Source organism: Saccharopolyspora sp. NPDC003752 (genome assembly GCF_053605825.1).
On the sequence record NZ_JBSGJZ010000027.1, the window covers coordinates 105157 to 121968 of the forward strand.

At 69.0% G+C, this 16812-nt stretch carries 17 protein-coding genes; 12 read left to right on the plus strand and 5 right to left on the minus strand.

Annotated features, from left to right (window positions below):
• Nucleotide 1: 1 nt before the first annotated feature.
• Together ACWEV3_RS29640 and sdhC are read right to left on the minus strand one after the other, a co-directional pair.
• Nucleotides 2–421 (minus strand): succinate dehydrogenase hydrophobic membrane anchor subunit, encoded by a 420-nt coding sequence (locus ACWEV3_RS29640; RefSeq protein ID WP_452617023.1) that lies wholly within the window; start codon nt 419–421, stop codon nt 2–4.
• Between the two features lie 5 nt (nt 422–426).
• Nucleotides 427–861, minus strand: coding sequence for a succinate dehydrogenase, cytochrome b556 subunit (sdhC, locus tag ACWEV3_RS29645; protein WP_452617024.1), 435 nt, complete (start codon nt 859–861; stop codon nt 427–429).
• A 487-nt stretch (nt 862–1348) separates the two neighbouring features.
• Between sdhC and ACWEV3_RS29650 the strand changes: the two genes are divergently transcribed.
• The 5 genes from ACWEV3_RS29650 to ACWEV3_RS29670 all read left to right on the plus strand — a co-directional run bounded on the left by ACWEV3_RS29650 (nt 1349) and on the right by ACWEV3_RS29670 (nt 6932).
• Nucleotides 1349–2476, plus strand: coding sequence for a BMP family lipoprotein (locus tag ACWEV3_RS29650; RefSeq protein WP_452617025.1), 1128 nt, complete (start codon nt 1349–1351; stop codon nt 2474–2476).
• A gap of 169 nt (nt 2477–2645) precedes the next feature.
• Nucleotides 2646–4196 carry an ABC transporter ATP-binding protein gene (locus ACWEV3_RS29655; RefSeq protein ID WP_452617026.1) on the plus strand — a complete coding sequence of 517 codons (1551 nt, stop codon included), beginning with the start codon at nt 2646–2648 and terminating at the stop codon, nt 4194–4196.
• Nucleotides 4193–5287 carry an ABC transporter permease gene (locus ACWEV3_RS29660; RefSeq protein ID WP_452617027.1) on the plus strand — a complete coding sequence of 365 codons (1095 nt, stop codon included), beginning with the start codon at nt 4193–4195 and terminating at the stop codon, nt 5285–5287. Before ACWEV3_RS29655 ends, ACWEV3_RS29660 begins: the two co-directional genes overlap by 4 nt.
• Nucleotides 5284–6552, plus strand: coding sequence for an ABC transporter permease (locus ACWEV3_RS29665; RefSeq protein WP_452617028.1), 1269 nt, complete (start codon nt 5284–5286; stop codon nt 6550–6552). The genes ACWEV3_RS29660 and ACWEV3_RS29665 overlap by 4 nt, the downstream gene beginning before the upstream one ends.
• On the plus strand, nt 6552–6932 hold the full coding sequence (locus ACWEV3_RS29670; protein WP_452617029.1) for a cytidine deaminase: 381 nt from the start codon (nt 6552–6554) through the stop codon (nt 6930–6932). The genes ACWEV3_RS29665 and ACWEV3_RS29670 overlap by 1 nt, the downstream gene beginning before the upstream one ends.
• Before the next feature lie 126 nt (nt 6933–7058).
• On the opposite strand, the gene ACWEV3_RS29675 is transcribed toward ACWEV3_RS29670, so the two are convergent.
• Nucleotides 7059–7649, minus strand: coding sequence for a hypothetical protein (locus tag ACWEV3_RS29675; protein WP_452617030.1), 591 nt, complete (start codon nt 7647–7649; stop codon nt 7059–7061).
• A 190-nt stretch (nt 7650–7839) separates the two neighbouring features.
• Between ACWEV3_RS29675 and ACWEV3_RS29680 the strand changes: the two genes are divergently transcribed.
• The gene (locus tag ACWEV3_RS29680; protein ID WP_452617031.1) at nt 7840–9141 is read left to right on the plus strand and encodes a thymidine phosphorylase; all 1302 of its coding nucleotides are present in this window, start codon (nt 7840–7842) and stop codon (nt 9139–9141) included.
• Between the two features lie 30 nt (nt 9142–9171).
• Here the strand turns inward: ACWEV3_RS29680 and ACWEV3_RS29685 are convergent, their stop codons facing one another.
• Nucleotides 9172–10365, minus strand: coding sequence for a hypothetical protein (locus ACWEV3_RS29685; RefSeq protein ID WP_452617032.1), 1194 nt, complete (start codon nt 10363–10365; stop codon nt 9172–9174).
• Between the two features lie 323 nt (nt 10366–10688).
• Here ACWEV3_RS29685 and ACWEV3_RS29690 point away from each other — a divergent pair, with 323 nt between their 5' ends.
• The 3 genes from ACWEV3_RS29690 (at nt 10689) to ACWEV3_RS29700 (ending at nt 13447) form a co-directional block, all read left to right on the plus strand.
• Nucleotides 10689–11777, plus strand: coding sequence for an adenosine deaminase (locus ACWEV3_RS29690; RefSeq protein WP_452617033.1), 1089 nt, complete (start codon nt 10689–10691; stop codon nt 11775–11777).
• A gap of 117 nt (nt 11778–11894) precedes the next feature.
• Nucleotides 11895–12659: an IclR family transcriptional regulator gene (locus ACWEV3_RS29695; RefSeq protein ID WP_452617034.1), complete on the plus strand. Its 765-nt coding sequence runs from the start codon at nt 11895–11897 to the stop codon at nt 12657–12659.
• Between the two features lie 179 nt (nt 12660–12838).
• The gene (locus ACWEV3_RS29700) at nt 12839–13447 is read left to right on the plus strand and encodes an RNA polymerase sigma factor (protein WP_452617035.1); all 609 of its coding nucleotides are present in this window, start codon (nt 12839–12841) and stop codon (nt 13445–13447) included.
• A 55-nt stretch (nt 13448–13502) separates the two neighbouring features.
• On the opposite strand, the gene ACWEV3_RS29705 is transcribed toward ACWEV3_RS29700, so the two are convergent.
• Nucleotides 13503–14729 (minus strand): primosomal protein, encoded by a 1227-nt coding sequence (locus tag ACWEV3_RS29705; protein ID WP_452617036.1) that lies wholly within the window; start codon nt 14727–14729, stop codon nt 13503–13505.
• A gap of 260 nt (nt 14730–14989) precedes the next feature.
• Between ACWEV3_RS29705 and ACWEV3_RS29710 the strand changes: the two genes are divergently transcribed.
• From ACWEV3_RS29710 to ACWEV3_RS29720, 3 genes are all read left to right on the plus strand, one after another.
• A complete protein-coding gene (locus ACWEV3_RS29710) occupies nt 14990–15568 on the plus strand; it encodes an SMI1/KNR4 family protein (protein WP_452617037.1) in 579 nt (192 codons plus the stop codon).
• 130 nt (nt 15569–15698) lie between these two features.
• The gene (locus ACWEV3_RS29715) at nt 15699–16052 is read left to right on the plus strand and encodes a PadR family transcriptional regulator (protein ID WP_452617038.1); all 354 of its coding nucleotides are present in this window, start codon (nt 15699–15701) and stop codon (nt 16050–16052) included.
• Nucleotides 16049–16669: a hypothetical protein gene (locus ACWEV3_RS29720; RefSeq protein WP_452617039.1), complete on the plus strand. Its 621-nt coding sequence runs from the start codon at nt 16049–16051 to the stop codon at nt 16667–16669. Before ACWEV3_RS29715 ends, ACWEV3_RS29720 begins: the two co-directional genes overlap by 4 nt.
• Nucleotides 16670–16812 lie beyond the last annotated feature (143 nt).

A 16812-nucleotide genomic window follows, 5' to 3' on the forward strand; every position in this document is an offset into this window, starting at 1 on the left:
GCTAGCCGATGTTCGGGTCGAAGGTGAAGAGAACGAAGGTGCCCAGACCCACGGTCAGCAAGACCGAGACGTACAACAGCATCTTCAGCCAGAAGCGTGTGCCGTCTTTTCGGGAGTAGTCGTTGATGACGGTGCGCAGCCCGTTGCCGCCGTGCAGGCCCGCCAGCCACAGCATGGTGAGGTCCCAGAACTGCCAGAACGGGGACGCCCAGCGGCCGGCGACGAACGCGAAGTTGATCTTGTGAACGCCGCCGTCCAGGAACAGCATGATCAGCAGGTGGCCCAGCACCAGGAACAGCAGGAGCACACCGGACAGCCGCATGAACAACCAGCTGTAGAGCTCGAAGTTGTTGCGGCGCGCGGCGGGGCGCGACGGGGTGCGCGGCTTCTCCACGGAAAGCGGTGCGTCGGTGACGGTCATTTTGCTCAACCCCCGAAGAGTTCCGTGACTGCGCGGCTGATCAGGCTGATCGCGGCCGGGATGATCAACACCAGCCAGAGCACCACGACCGTCCACAGCATCGGCTTCTGGTACGTCGTGCCCTTGGCCCAGAAGTCGACCAGCATGACCCGGATGCCGTTGAACGCGTGGAACAGCACAGCCGCCAGCAGACCCAGCTCGAAAAGGATCATCACGGGGTGCTTGTAGGTTTCGATGACCGTGTCGTACGCGTTCGGCGAAACCCGGACGAGGGCCGTGTCCAGGACGTGTACGAACAAGAAGAAGAAGGTGAGTACGCCCGTGATCCGGTGGGCGACCCACGACCACATGCCCAGATCGCCGCGGTAGAGGCGCCCCTTGGCGCGCGGTGCGGTGGCGCGCTGCGGGGCCTCGGCCGCGGAGGCGGTGGTGCTGGCCATGGTGGAAGGCCTCCAACCTCGCTGGTGGACTGACGGCCCCGTTCGGGAACAAGGGGCGGCCGGCCCCGAGTTGCAGTTGGTCCCAATTGGCATTGGGTGCACGCCCGTCACCGGCCACGAACTGGGGCCTTGACTCATCGGATGCTAGACCCGACGAATCGCCCCGGCCTACTCGCCTGCGCCGTCTGTGATCGACCAGACAAGCGCCCCATCTCGGTTGATCGATGTAGAAACCATTTCGTGACATGCGAGCAATGCCCAAGCGGCAGCGTCAAGACTTAATTTCGAGAGCCACGTCACCGAATGGCGTGCGCCGCGCCCCGGAAGAACAATTCACCGGAGACAACACCTTCGTGTGGGAGTTCACCCGGCGCCGCGGACCTCCGGTCAAAGCCGGAGCGGCGATGGGGGCGCGGTGGGACCGACAGGAAAGGGGAACGGCATGCGGCGAACGCCGACTTGGGGAAGGCGCTCGGGTGCCGGAGGAGTGCGCCGGAACGGCGTCACAGTGGTCGCAGTGCTGCTCACCGGCGCCGTGGCGCTGGCGGGTTGTGCCAAGGACAGCGGGGGTGGGGGAACCAACAACGCCCAGGGCCAGGGGTGCCAGCTGAGCGCGCCGCCGGCCGGGGCCGCACCGACCACTTCCGGCAACGAGCAGCAGCAGCCCGCCCCGCAGGCCGCCGGGATGCGGGTGGGGCTGGCCTTCGACATCGGTGGCCGCGGGGATGCCTCGTTCAACGACGCCTCGGTCGCGGGCCTGGACCGCGCCAAGGCGCAGATGGGCTTCAGCGACATCAAGGAGCTGGATGCCGGCGCCGGTGAGCCGGAGGACGCCAAGCAGACCCGGCTGCGGCAGCTGGCGCGCGAGGGCTACAACCCCGTCATCGCGGTCGGCTACTCCTACGCGGACTCGATCAAGATGGTCGCGCCGGAGTTCCCGGGCACCAAGTTCGCGATCATCGACGAGGACGTGCAGGGGATCCCGAACGTCACGTCGCTGGTGTTCGCCGAGGAGCAGGGCTCGTTCCTGGTCGGCGTGATCGCCGCGCACCGGTCGAAGAACTGCCACATCGGCTTCGTCGGCGGCGTGAAGACGCCGCTGATCGAGAAGTTCGAGGCCGGGTACGTGGCGGGCGCCAAGGCCGCCGCACCGGACATCAAGATCGAGAGCAAGTACTTGTCGCCGGCCGGTGACTTCAGCGGCTTCCAGGACCCGAACCGGGGATCCGAGGTCGCGACGAGCCAGCTGGAGTCCGGCGCCGACGTGATCTACCACGCGGCGGGCGCCTCCGGCAAGGGCGTGTTCTCGTCGGTGAAGTCCTCGAGCGCGCAGGCCATCGGCGTGGACTCCGACCAGTACAACCAGCCGACGGTCGCGGAGTACAAGGACGTGATCATCAGCTCCATGCTCAAGCGGGTCGACTTCGCGGTGTACGACTACATCGCGGCGGTCGCGCGCAACGACCTGAGCTCGCTGCCGAAGAAGTTCGACCTGGGCATCGACGGCGTGGGCTACTCCACCTCCGGTGGCAAGATCAACGAGCTGGTGCCCACGGTGGACGCCTACAAGGCGGCCATCGCCCGCGGCGACATCAAGGTTTCCGACAAGCCGTGACATCCGGGGCGAGGGGCACTTCCGGCGCGGTCGACGCGTCGGGAGTGCCCCTCACCCGTCCACGGATCGGTTGGCGGGTTCGCGCCAAGATCGTCACGTTCTCGCCGAAACCGTCCATTGTTGAGCGTCTTCCTGCTTCGCTGCCGGTGTCGACGTCCCACGGAGCCCCATGAACACCTCGATTGCGCCGGATTCCGGCGGCCCACCCGGCGCGGCCGGGGAGCCGGCCGTCGAACTGACCGGCATCACCAAGACCTTCCCCGGCGTGGTCGCCAACTCCGATGTGAACCTGCTGGTGCGATCCGGTGAGGTGCACGCGCTGTGCGGCGAGAACGGTGCCGGCAAGTCCACCCTGATGAAGATCCTCTACGGCATGCAGGCGCCGGACTCCGGCACCATCCGCGTGCACGGCGAGGAAATCCGGTTCCGCACGCCCGCCGAGGCGATCCGGGCCGGCATCGGCATGGTGCACCAGCACTTCATGCTCGCCGACAACCTGACCGTGCTGGAGAACGTCGTGCTCGGCGCGGAGCGCGAACACGGCATCGGCGCGAAGGCGCGGCGGCGGGTGCTGGAGCTCGCCGAGCAGGCCGGCTTCGAGCTGCGCCCGGACGCGCTGGTCGAAGGGCTCGGCGTGGCCGACCGGCAGCGGGTGGAGATCCTCAAGGTCCTGTACCGGGGCGCGCGGATCATCATCCTCGACGAGCCGACCGCCGTGCTGGTCCCGCAGGAGGTCGACGAGCTGTTCGACACCCTGCGCACCATGCGCGAACAGGGCTTCACGTTCCTGTTCATCTCGCACAAGCTCGACGAGGTCCGGGCGATCGCCGACACGATCACGGTCCTGCGGCGCGGCACCACGGTCGGCACGGTGCCGGCCGCGGAGGTCAGCAGCCGCGGCCTCGCCGAGATGATGGTCGGCAGCCAGCTGCCGGTGCCCGAGCACGGCGAATCCACCGTGACCGACCGCGAGGTGCTGGTCGTCACCGGTCTGTCCGCATCGGACCAGGACCGGGCGGTGCTCTCGGACGTCGACCTGACGGTGCGGGCCGGCGAGGTCGTCGGCATCGCCGGCGTCGAGGGCAACGGCCAGACCGAGCTGGTCGAGGCGATCATGGGCATGCGGTCGGTCACCGCCGGCCGGGTGGTGCTCGGCGACCGCGACCTGACCGGTCTGTCCACTCTGGCGCGGCGGGAAGCGGGCATCGGCTACGTGCCGGAGGACCGGCACCGGCAGGGCCTCCTGCTGCAGCAATCGCTGTGGGTCAACAGGATCCTCGGCTACCAGACCCGCAGGCCGACGGCCCGCGGGGTCTGGCTGGACCGGGCGGGCGCGAAGGCCGACACCCAGCGGATCATCGACGAGTTCGACGTCCGCACGCCCGGCATCGACGTGGACGCGGCCGCGCTGTCCGGCGGCAACCAGCAGAAGCTCGTGGTCGGCCGGGAGCTCTCCGGCGACCCGGCGCTGCTCATCGCCGCGCACCCGACACGAGGCGTGGACGTCGGCGCCCAGGCGGGCATCTGGGGCCACCTGCGCGCCGCCCGCTCGGCCGGCCTGGCGGTCCTGCTGATCTCGGCCGATCTCGACGAGCTGATCGGCCTGTCCGACACCATCCGGGTGATGTTCCGAGGACGGCTGGTCGCGACGGCCGACCCGCGCTCGGTCACCCCGGAGGACCTCGGTGCGGCGATGACCGGTGCAGGGGAGGCGGCATGAACACGTGGCGCGCACGGCTGCTGCCACCTGCGCTGGCGATCGTCTTCGCCGCGGTGCTGTGCAGCGTGGTGCTGCTGGTCTCCGGCGCGAACCCGCTCGCGACGCTGGCGGAGATGATCGCGCAGGTCGCCCGCGGCACGACCTCGGTGGACATCGTCAACACGGCGGGGGCGTACTACCTGGTGGCGATCGCGGCCGCGATCGGGTTCCAGATGAACCTGCTGAACATCGGCATCGAAGGCCAGTACAAGCTGGCCGCCTGCGTGGCGGCGATCGTCGGCGGCGCGATCAGCCTGCCGTTCGGGCTGCACGCCGTGGTGATCGTGGTGGTCGGCGCCGTCGTCGGTGCCGCGTGGAGCGGCATCGCGGCGCTGCTCAAGGTCTACCGCGGGGTGTCCGAGGTGATCTCCACGATCATGCTCAACATGCTGGCGATCGGCGTGGTCGCGTACCTCGTCCCGGCCTTCGGCGAGCTGCGCGGGAACACGCAGGGCACCAAGATCATCCCGGACAGCGGCCAGGTGCCCGGCATCCCGCTCGGCGGCGCGGGCACCATGTTCGGCCTCGTGCTGCTCGCGGCCGCCGTCGGCGTCGGCTACGCGGTGCTGATCGACCGGACCCGCTACGGCTTCGAGCTGCGGGCCTCCGGCCTGTCGTCGACCGCGGCCACCGCCGGTGGCGTGAACTCCAAGCGCATGGTCATGTCAGCGATGCTGATCTCCGGCGCCGTCGCGGGACTGGCCGGCCTGCCGGAGATCCTCGGCCGCGACCACACCTTCACGCTCAACTTCCCGACCGGGTACGGCTTCGCGGGGCTGGCCATCGCGCTGCTCGGCCGCAACCACCCGATCGGCGTCGCGTTCGGCGCGCTGCTCTGGTCCTTCCTGGACAAGAGCTCGTTGACGCTCGACAACATCGGGGTGCCCAAGGAGATCGTGACGATCCTGCAGGGCGCGATCGTGCTGTCGGTCGTCGTCGCGTACGAGTTGGTGCGCCGCCGCGAACTCGCCGCCGAGCAGCGGCGGGTCGGGCGTGCGCTGGGCACCGCGGCCGCCCCGGCCGCCGCCGGAACCGGAGGTGAGCGGGCATGACCGCGGTCGCGACCAAATCATCGGCCCCGGCGGACCGGAAACCGGGCGTCCTCGGCCGCCGGATGCCCGGCTGGGCCCGCGTCCTGCTGTGGGTGGCGGTCGGCTTCCTGGCGGTGTCGATCACCTCGTACCAGACCGGCGTACCGCAGCTGACCTCGTCCGGCACCGTGCAGGCGGCGGTGCGGTTGGGCATCCCGATCCTGCTGGCCGCCCTCGGCGGGCTGTGGGCGGAGCGAGCCGGGGTCATCAACATCGGCCTGGAAGGCATGATGATCCTGGGCACCTGGGGCGGTGCCTGGGCTGGCTACCAGTGGGGACCGCTGGCCGGGCTCGTCGCCGCCGCGGCGTTCGGCGCGCTCGGCGGCCTGGTGCACGCCGTGGCGACGGTGACCTTCGGGGTCAACCACATCGTGTCCGGTGTGGCCATCAACCTGCTCGGCGCGGGCACCGCGAAGTACCTGTCGACGCTGCTGTTCGAGCCGATCTCGCGGAACCCGCGGGAGTCCCCGCCGGTGCCGAAGTTCGACACCTACTCGGCGCAGCCGCTGGGCACCTGGTTGCAGCAGCTGGAGGACCTGCAGCGGGTCGGGATCTCCGACCTCGCGGGCATCCTCGGCGGCCTGGTCACCGAGGTCTCGCCGCTGACGATGCTGGCGTACCTGCTGGTGCCGGTGAGCTACCTGGTGCTGTGGCGCTCGCCGTTCGGGCTGCGGCTGCGGTCCTGCGGCGAGAACCCGGTCGCGGCGGAGTCGCTCGGCGTGAACGTCTACCGCTACAAGTACCTCGCGGTGATCATCTCGGGCGCTCTGGCCGGGATCGGTGGCGCGGCGCTGATCCTCAACCCGGGGCAGGCCGGTTACCTGGAAGGCCAGACCAACAACCGGGGTTACATCGGCCTGGCGGCGATGATCTTCGGCAACTGGCGGCCCAGCGGCCTGCTGGGCGGCGCGGCGCTGTTCGGCTACGCCGACGGCCTGCAGCTGCGCAGCGGCGAGACCAGCGTGCACGCGCTGCTGTACGCGGCGACGCTGCTGCTGATCGTGGTGGTGGCCGTGCAGCTGTGGCGGCGGATGTGGTTCGGCGCCGGGGTGGCCCTGGTGTTCGCGGCGGTCACGTACTCGGTGTACTGGTTCACCGACGAGCTCCCGGACGAACTGACGGCCTACACTCCGCATCTCGTCACGCTGGTGATCCTCGCGGCGGCGTCGCAACGACTACGACCACCCGCAGCAGATGGCCTGCAATACCGCAGAGGCGAGGATTAGTGACGACCGCTGTGGACTGGGAGGCGCTGCGCGCCGCGGCGGTGGATGCCGCGGCGCTGGCGTACTGCCCGTACTCGAAGTTGCAGGTGGGAGCTGCGGCGGTGTGCGACGACGGCCGGATGGTCGTCGGCTGCAACGTGGAGAACGGTTCCTACGGGCTCACGTTGTGCGCGGAGTGCACCATGGCGGGCCAATTGCGGCTGACCGGCGGAGGCCGGTTCGTCGCGGTGGCCTGCCGGAGCGGAACGGGCGACCTGCTGATGCCGTGCGGCCGCTGCCGCCAGCTCCTCTTCGAACTGGGCGGCCCGGACTGCCTGGTCGACACGCCCCGAGGAGTCCTGCCGATGACCGAAGTCCTCCCCAACGCCTTCGAGCTGTAGGCGGTCGTTGCGCAAGGGGTGTATGGTGCAGCTAGGAGCTCGGCATCGTGGGTGTCGGGCGAGTCGCAAGGCCAGGTGCTTCCCGGGGCAGACCGGGACCCTGGCCTTACGCATGCCCGGAGGTCGTCAGCAGTCGATCGCCAAATCGATCTGGTAGAGCCGAGCTTCCAAGAGCTCGCGGCAGCTGTTCGATCCTTCCTTGCTGGTCCGGACAGCACCAGCCACGATGTCCGCCGCCCAGAGCAGTGCCTCGCGACTTCCCGGCAGATGTTCGATCTGGAACGCAGCTCCTCTGGGGAGTTCGTAGCGGGCCCCGCGCACGGTTGCGACATCGCGTTCGTTCAGTGCCCGCGAGCGGCTCTCCATCAGAAGATGATCGACTCCGTATCCGTGCAGCTCACGCACCAGCTCGGTGAGACACAGGGCACGGGCGCGTTCCTGCCGTCGTCCGGGAACGGGGGCTCCGACCACGACGATGTGAAATCCTTCGAGCTCGGCCACGGTCTTCGCTGCGTTTTGCTTCTCCTGCGAAGTCATCTCGTTCCAGTGCAACTTGTACGTGTTGCGACTGCCGCGCAGCCCGTGCATCGCTGACCTTGCCAAATCGTGCGTGGCAGCCTCGAAGACCACCGCAGCCAGGATGTAGTATCCGCCGATTTCGGCTTCGCGGAAGGACTCGTCGGCGAAGGCATGGCTGCCTGTCTCGGGGAGGAGCACCGGGCGAGCCTAGCGCTTCGGGAACGTGCTCCGACTGGCCGTCGAAATCCACAGTGCACAGGGGTAAATTCCGAATTCTCGGTCGTGCGTGCGGGTTTTGTCGATGATCACCCGATTGGGGTGTATCTGTTGGCGGGGTTCGTTCCTCTATATAGGCGGGAAGTTGTTGCGAGCCGTGGAGGTGGTTGCGGTGCATTCCGCTGTTGACGTGATCCGCGCGAAGCGCGATGGGCAGGTGCTCGGCGATGCTCAGATCGACTGGGTCATCGACGCGTACACCCGGGGACAGGTCGCCGACGAGCAGATGGCCGCGCTGGCGATGGCGGTGCTGCTGCGCGGTATGACTCCGGCGGAGACGGCGCGCTGGACGGCGGCGATGGTCGCCTCCGGCGAGACGCTGGTGCTGGACGGGGTTCGAAGGCCCACTGTGGACAAACATTCCACCGGTGGCGTCGGCGACAAGATCACGCTGCCGCTGACGCCGCTGGTCGCCGCGTGCGGCGCGGCGGTGCCGCAGCTGTCCGGCCGGGGGCTCGGCCATACCGGCGGCACGCTGGACAAGCTGGAGTCGATCCCGGGCTGGCGCGCCCGGTTGTCGCCCGACGAGATCCGCGACCGGCTCGACGACGTCGGCGCGGTGGTGTGCGCCGCGACGGAAGGGCTGGCCCCCGCCGATCGCAAGCTCTACGCGCTGCGCGACGTGACGGGCACGGTCGAGTCGATCCCGCTGATCGCCAGCTCGATCATGAGCAAGAAGATCGCCGAGGGCGTGCAGTCGCTGGTGCTGGACGTCAAGTGCGGTTCGGGCGCGTTCATGAAGGACCTGGACCAGGCGCGGGAGCTGGCCACCGCGCTGGTGGAGATCGGCGCCGCCAACGGCCTGCGCACCAGCGCGTTGATCACCGATATGTCGGTCCCGCTGGGCCGCGCGGTCGGCAACGCGCTGGAAGTGGCGGAGGCGGTGGAGGTGCTGCGGGGCGGCGGGCCACCGGACGTCGTGGAACTGACGTTGGCGCTGGCCCGCGAGATGCTCAAGCACGCCGGTCTGTCCGATGTGGACCCGGCCGAGGTGCTGGCCGACGGGCGGGCGTACGACTCGTGGTGCCGGATGATCAAGGCCCAGGACGGCGACCCGAAGGCCGCGTTGCCGAGAGCCGACCACGTCGAGGTCGTCACCGCACCGGAAACCGGGACGCTGGCGAGGCTCGACGCGTACGGAGTCGGGATCGCGGCGTGGCGTCTCGGAGCCGGCCGGGCCCGCAAGGAGGACGACGTCCAGCACGCCGCAGGAGTGCTGTGCCTGGCGAAGCCGGGCGATCGCGTGACTGCGGGCCAACCGCTGCTGGAACTGCACACCGACCGGCCGGAAACCGTCGCCGGTGCCCGGGAGGCGTTGGTGGGCGCATACGAGATCAGCGGCGCCGACGAGGTGTCGACGCCGCTGATCCTGGATCGGGTGGTCGCGGACCGCGCACCGGCCGGACCACCCTGATCCAGGGGACGGCCGGCGCGCGGCTCGGACTCAGGCGCTTTCGGCGGTGAAGTCCTCGTCGCCGTCTGCGGTCAGGGCCTTGTCCGGGTCGCGCTTCGCGCTCTTGGACCGGCCGCGGCGCTGCTGCCGGGGCAGCGTGGTGGGCGGCGGCGGAGCGGAAGGCGCGCTGCCGCCGAGGATCAGCTCCGCGAAGGTCGCCATCGCCTCGTCGAGCTGACCGGCGTGCCGCCGCTCGCTCTCCTCGTTGGCCTCGCGGACCAGGGCGCCCAGCGAGTCGCTGTCGGGGCGTGCGGACAGCGTGCCGGACAGCTGCGACAGGTTCTTCGACAGCGTGCCGCCGAGCTCGCCGAGGCCGTTCTTGACGCCTTCTTCGACGGTGCCCAGGCGGCTGGTGAAGCCCTGCTCGACGGAGTCGATCCGGGTGTTGACGTTGTCCTCGACCTGGGTGAGGTGCCCGGAGACCTGGTCCAGCCGGTTGGTGAGCTGCTCCAGCCGCTCGGCCAGCTTGTCCAGCCGGTCGGTCGGGTCCACGGCGGGGCGCGCGGCGAGCTGGTCGAGCTTGGCGTCCAGCTGCTCGCGGGTGCCGGAGACCGCCTCGGAGAGCGTGTTCTGGGCGTTGGCGGTGGAGTCGGTGACCGCGCGCTGCAGCGCCTCGCGAGTGCCGTCGAGGTGCTCGTGCACGCCCTCGTCGATCTCGGCGAAGCGGCCGCGCAGGCTGGTCTCCAGCGAGTCGATGCGCTCGCGCACCGGCCCGTGCACCGCGCTCGGCAGCGTCTCCAGCCGGCCGTCCTGCTTGTCGAGGTGCAGGCCGAGCTCGTCGAGGCGCTTGTGGATGTGGCCGAGCTTGTCCTCCAAGCCGTCCATCCGGCCGGAGACGCCGTCCATCCGGCCCGCGACCCCGTCCAGGCGCCCGTCCAGCTGCGCGAACGGCTTGGCGAGCTTGTCGACCAGGCCGTCGACGGAGCTCTTCAGCTCGACCAGCGCACCGTCGTGCGCTTCCAGCTTGGCCAGTGCCTCGTCGAGTCGTTCGGCGAGCACGCTTACTTCGGTGCGATCCGGCAGCTCGGACAGGCGTTTCCGAACGGAGCCCAGGGACTCCAGCGGCGACAGCCGGGCATGGATCTCGTCCAGGGCGTCGAAGATCTGCTGCTGTTCGCTCTCGCGGATCTCAGCCGCACGCGTGAGCATGTTGCGCATGCGGTCGAACGACATGTTCTCGGTCACGGCTAGGGGCGTCCTTCGTCGAGGGGGGTGAGGACTCCAGGAGCCTAGCTAGTCGGTTCTCGCGTTCCCAGCCACCCCCCGATACATTGCGTGATTGCGATGCCAATTGCCACTCCGTTCGGCGGCGCATTGTTAGGCCGAAAAGACCAACGAACTCGCTGCTGAATGCTCTAAGAGTTGCGATTGCCTCCATCTGGGTGAGTTTTGCGTGACGGCCGTCCGGTTGAACGGGGCCCGAAACCCGGGCGTATCCAAGGTTTTCTTCGGGTTTGTTGTTCGTAGCTGTGCGTGAGGTCATCACCTGCGCGCTGTAACGTGGGCGCATGTCGACTCCGGTGAACCTGGACTCCATCCGGCTGGCTCCGAAGGTGTTGCTGCACGACCACCTCGACGGCGGCCTGCGACCGCAGACCGTGATCGATCTGGCGCGGGCGGTCGGGTACTCCGACCTCCCGCACGAGAACGCGGATGAGCTGGGCGAATGGTTCGCCGCGGCGGCGGACTCGGGATCTCTGGAGCGCTACCTGGAGACCTTCTCGCACACCGTCGCGGTGATGCAGACGGAGGAGGCGCTGGCCCGGGTCGCGGCCGAGTGCGTCGAAGACCTGGCTGCCGACGGCGTGGTGTACGCGGAGATCCGCTACGCACCGGAACTCTTCCAGGAACGGGGCCTGGCCCTCGAACAGATCGTGCAGGCCGTGCAGGACGGATTCCGGGATGGCGAGCACCGCGCCGCGGCCGCCGGGAAACGTATCCGAATCGGTACCTTGCTCTGCGCTATGCGGCAGCACGCGAGGTCGGCGGAAATCGCGAACCTCGCCGTCCGGTACCGCGACGCGGAGGTGGTCGGCTTCGACATCGCGGGACCGGAAGCCGGATTCCCGCCCACGCGGAACCTGGACGTCTTCGAATACCTCCGCCAGCAGAACGCGCATTTCACCATTCACGCCGGTGAGGCGTTCGGGCTGCCGTCGATCTGGGAGGCGATCCAGCACTGCGGCGCGGAACGCCTCGGGCACGGGGTGCGGATCGTCGACGACATCAAGGTCGCCGAGGACGGCACGGTGCACCTGGGCCGGCTCGCGTCCTACGTGCGGGACCGGCGGATCCCGCTGGAGATGTGCCCGTCGTCGAACCTGCAGACCGGGGCCGCCAAGTCGATCGCCGACCACCCGATCGGTCTGCTGGCGAAGCTGCGCTTCCGGGTCACCGTGAACACCGACAACCGGCTGATGAGCCACTGCTCGATGTCCGGCGAGTTCGCCGCGCTGCACGAGGCGTTCGGCTACGGCTGGTCGGACATGCAGTGGTTCACGGTGAACGCGATGAAGTCCGCGTTCATCGGCTTCGACGAGCGGCTGGAGATCATCAACGAGGTGATCAAGCCCGGCTACGCGGCGCTGTCGGGATGATCGGAGATCGCCGCCGAAACGAGTGCGTGCCCCTCGACGGCGGTGGATACTGCCAAGCCTGAATTCGTTTCACAATCGGCGCGAGCAGCACGGCGCCGCAGAGCTCAGGAGGGACAGGTGGCACGGGGCGGCGAACCAACGTTGATCGCATCGGTGCAGCGCGCGCTTCGATTGATGGAGGCGGTGGGCGAGCACGCGGGCGGTGCAACCGCGAAAACCCTGGCCAGGCGAACCGGAATCGCGTTGCCGACCGCCTACCACCTGCTGCGCACCCTGGTGCACGAAGGCTATCTGGAGAAGCTCGACGACGGCGCCTTCATCCTGGGCGAGCAGGTGAGCGGGCTGCACGTCGCCAGCCAGAGCCAAGGGCTGCGCAGCCAGGTCCGCGCCGTCATGGTGGACCTGCGCGAGGCCCTGAACGCGGCCATCTACCTCGCCCGCTACCACGAGGGTGAAGTGGAGGTCGCCGAGATCGTCGACAGCCCGCGCACGCCCCGGGTGGACACCTGGGCCGACTTCCGCGAGGCCGCGCACGCCACTGCGATCGGCAAGTGCCTCCTCTCCGGGCTGAGCCACGAAGAGCGCGCCGACCACTTCCTCCGGCACCCGCCCGCGGACCTGACCCCGCGCACGATCACCCGGATCCGCGACCTGGTCAACCGCCCGGTCCGGCCGGTGGTCTCCGACTCCGAGGAGTACTCGCTGGGCACCGCGTGCCTGGCCGCGCCCGTGATCGGCACCAGCGGTCCGGTGACGCTGGCGATCTCATTCCCGGCGCGCAAGCTCGCCGACACCAAGTCCTACGTGCGGCCGTTGCGGGCCGCGGCCGTGGAGATCTCCCGGACCCTCGCGGTGGCCGACCGATTTCCCGCTGTCGGGTGATATTTCGGCGGGTCACCGTCGCCCCTTTGAGGGGTAATCACTATCTGAAAATCTCTGCCTTGTTCGTCGTCGCGGTCCCGACGAGCATCTCTCGCAGTGGGGGCGTACCCGGTGGGGGACGGCCGCCGTTCTTCCGCGGCGGCACGTCTCCCACCGGTGCAAAAGCAGTGAGAGGAACGATGATCGCGGGTGACGATCGGACGCTGCTGGACGCGGTTCGGACTGGATCGACCGAAGCGTTCGGTGAGCTGTACTCGCGGCACCGCACTGCGGCGCACACCATGGCCAAGCAGGTCGTGGGCACCCACAACGACGCGGAAGACCTGGTCGCGGAAGCGTTCGTGAAGATCCTGGACGTCCTGCGCCGCGGTGGCGGCCCGGACTCCGCGTTCCGCGCCTACCTGCTCACCACGGTGCGGAACCTGGCGACGGCGTCGAACAACCGGGACCGCCGGGTGCTCCTGGCCGCCGAGCTCGACGGTTTCTACCTGCCTGAGAACCACGTGCCGTTCATCGATCCCGCGGTGCTCAAGCAGGAGCGCGAGCTGGTGGCGAAGGCGTTCGCCCGACTGCCGCGCCGCTGGCGGCACGTCCTGTGGTGCATGGAGGTCGAAGAGCAGACGACGGCCGAGATGAGCCGACGTCTGGGCATCAGCCGCAACAGCGCGGCCGCGCTCGTCTACCGTGCGCGAAAGGGCTTCCGGGAGGCCTATTCGCAGGTGTGCGCGGGCGAACCGGCCCGTCGCCGGCTCGCGGCCCCCGGGCAGCTGCTCGCCGAGGTGGCCTGACGCGGCTCGCCCGGGTGCCGATCTCGCGCGGAAACCGGCACCCGCGCCCCGCGGTTCAGTGCGAGCGGAACCGTGCTTCCAGGGATTCCACCAGCTTGCGCCAGGTCTCGACCTCGGCGTCGAACGGCGCGCTCGGCGGCAGCCGGTTCGGGTTCGGGCGGAGCACGAAGGAAACCAGCCAGCCGAGCCGTTCCGACGGCTGCAGCGCCTGCTCGACGGTGTCGTCGCCGGCCCACGCGGCCGCGTCCATCAGCAGTTCCTCGGCGAGGTCCAGCTGGGTCGGGTCCACTTCGGACGGTCCGGCGCCGAGGTCGGCGTCCAGGCCGGTCAGCACGTAGGTGTTCTCGGGGTCGACGTCGACCTGCAGCTCGCCGGCGGTGGCCTTCTCCACGACCTGCGACCAGGTCGCGACCCGGGCCAGGTCGGTGTCCTCGATGGCGCTCTCGTCGGCCAGGAACCGGGCCAGCGCGCGCGCCGACGGGAACACGTCGATCTTGCCGCCGTTGCCGAGGAAGATCGGGTCGTCGTCGAGGTAGCAGCGCAGCGAGTAGTGCTCTCCGGTGCTGGTGATGATCAGGATCGGGTCGATGCCGACCTCGCCCCAGAAGCCGACCTCGACCTCTTCGATGTCGTCCACCTCGGGCGCTTCGGCGGTGCTCGCCGCCTCGTCGTCGTCGGCCTCCAGCGCCTCGGCGAGTTCGGTCTCGGCGGTGGCGACGGCGTCTGCGGGCACGTCCGGGGTGGTGACGACGGCGTCGATGGCGTCCAGCACCTCGTCCCAGCGCTCGACGACGACCTGGCACAGGTCGGTCCAGCGGCGCTGCCCGTCCTTGCCGGAGAACGCGAAAGTGCCCTGGTCGAGCATGGCGAACCCGTCGGCCGCGTCCAGCACGTCGTGCACCGCGTCCAGCTCGCAGACGTCGGCCAGCGAGCGGGCGATCTCGACGATGTCGGCCAGCTCACCGATGGTCCAGGTGTCCAGCGGCTCCGCGACGAGCTCGGGGACGCCGACCAGGTCGTACTGGTGGTCCTCGTCCGGGTTCAGGTCCTCGGCGGGGAGCTCGGGGACCACGTGCCACGCCGGGTGGTCGTCGAGGTCGTGCTCCTCGGCGGTGCGCACGAACGCCGCCAGGTGTGCGGCGTCGGGGAATCCATAGAGGTCGTCCTCGTGCCCGAGGAATGCCTCCCACTCCTCGCCGTCCTCGCGCCAGCGCGGTGCCCACAGGGTGACGACGTCGCCCTGCGGGAGCCCGAGCTCGATGGGGACGATGTCCTGCGCCATCTCTCTACCTCCGGTCACCGAACCAGACCTCGCGGAAGCCTACGGGCTCCGCGTTCACAGCGTGTTCCCCGGTCCGGCTCTCACCGTATCGAGCTCGCGGAAAGCAACGGTCGACGGAACAGTTCGTAACGATCCCCATTCGAGAATGCCGCAGTGGTCCAATCCACGTTGCGCCCTTCGGCGCAGCATCGGCTCGCACCTGGCGGTGGGGTCACCTTTGGCGGTACCGGTTTGGCGAGTTCCGGACGACCATGATCGGAATGGTTGTCACGGAGCTGTGGACGAAGATCGTGCTCTGGCTTTCAGAGCACGCGCCCGTCACCGCAGCCGCCCTACGCGCACCGGTGCCGCCGGACCTCGCCGAGCTGGAAGCGGAGTTCGCGGTCGAGCTGCCCGTCGAACTGCGCGAGCTGTGGGCGTGCTGCGGCGGCACCGATGCGGATGTGCTTGCCGACGTCCTGCCGCCCTTCTACACGCCGTACAGCGCGGCGCAGGCGCTCCAGTCGTGGCGGGATCACCGCAAGAACTGGACGGCGCAGTGGGATCGGCCGGCCTGCGACTACTACGCGGGCTCGCCGGGCTCCAGCTTTCACCCGTCGTGGATCCCGATCGCCGGCGATGGGTTCGCCGATGAGCTCGTGGTGGATCTGCGGCCGGGGCCGCTGACGGGCTGCGTGCTGGAGTGGGAGCAGGAGGCGGCGCAGGTGCTCAGGCCGGAGTGGCGGGGCGTCGCGGCGATGCTCGCGGACGTGCTCCGGTCGCTGACCGAGGGGGTTCCGGCGGGGCACAGCTATCCGACCGTCACCGAAGACGGTCGCCTCGACTGGCAGATCCGCTGACGCGACCCGCCTTCGCGGCGAGGTAGGCGACTTCCGGCGCGGAGCCGGTTCCACGTAGATCGACGAGCGCGGGCGACTGCGTGTCGCCTACTAGTTGGCGAGACACACTAGTTGGTGTTACCTTGTTCTCGTGGTTGACAAGGCGATCTCGGCCAGGCAGACGCAATGGCTGCGCGGCGTGCTGGATCTGGCCGTGCTGGCGCTGCTCGCCGAGGGAGGCGAGGGCTACGGCTACACGCTGCTGCAGAGGCTGGCCGAGGCAGGTTTGCCCGACATGAAGGCGGGCACGCTCTACCCGCTGCTCAACCGGCTCGCCGCGGACGGGTTGCTGCGGGCCGAATGGCGGGCCGGCGAAGGCGGGCCAGGCCGCAAGTACTTCGCGCTGACCGATGAGGGGCGGGCGGCGCTGACCGAACTGGGACCGAAGTGGATCGAGTTCGCGAACAACTCGATCCGGCTCGTGCAACGAGGGGTGCAGGAATGATGACGCTGGACAAGAAGTACCGGGACGAGCTGCTGGTCGCGCTGCGGATGCACGAGATCTCCGGTGAACGCGTCGGAGAGGTGCTCGCCGAGGTCGAGGCGCACGTGACGGAGACCGGTGAAAACCCGGTCGAGGCATTCGGGCGACCGCGTGAGTACGCCGCGCAGGTCGCGGAGCAGCTCGACCGCGGCACCGGGAAGCGGTCCACGATGGAGGTCGTGGCCAGCGCGGCGGCGGTGGCGGCGCTGACCATGTTCGGTTCGGACTACCTGCTGGACGGGCTGTTCGCGGACACCGCGACGATCCCGTACACCCTCAAGGACACGGTGGCGCTGGTGGCACTGCTGGTGCTGATGGTGTCGGGAACCATGCTGTTCTTCGCGGCCTTCACCGCGAAGGCCCGCAACCAGGTCTACGCCGTTGCGGCAGTGGTCACCTTCGCGCTGTCCATCGTGTCGCAGATCGTGATCGGCTCGGTCTTCGACGACGTGACGCCGCTGTACGAGATGCCGCGCTGGGCGGCGATCGCGCTGGGCGGGGTGTTCGTGCTCGGCGTGATCGCCATGCTGACGCGCGCGATCCGGCGCGGGCGTGTGGTCTACCCGAAGACCAGCTGAACCCACCGGCCCGCGTCGAGGTCCGCAAGTTCCATTGAAATCGAACCTTCGATTTCAATGGAACTTGCGGACCGTCGGTGTTTTGGGTGACCACAACCCCGTGGATGTTGGGGCCTTACGCCAATTTAAATTTAAAAGGTACG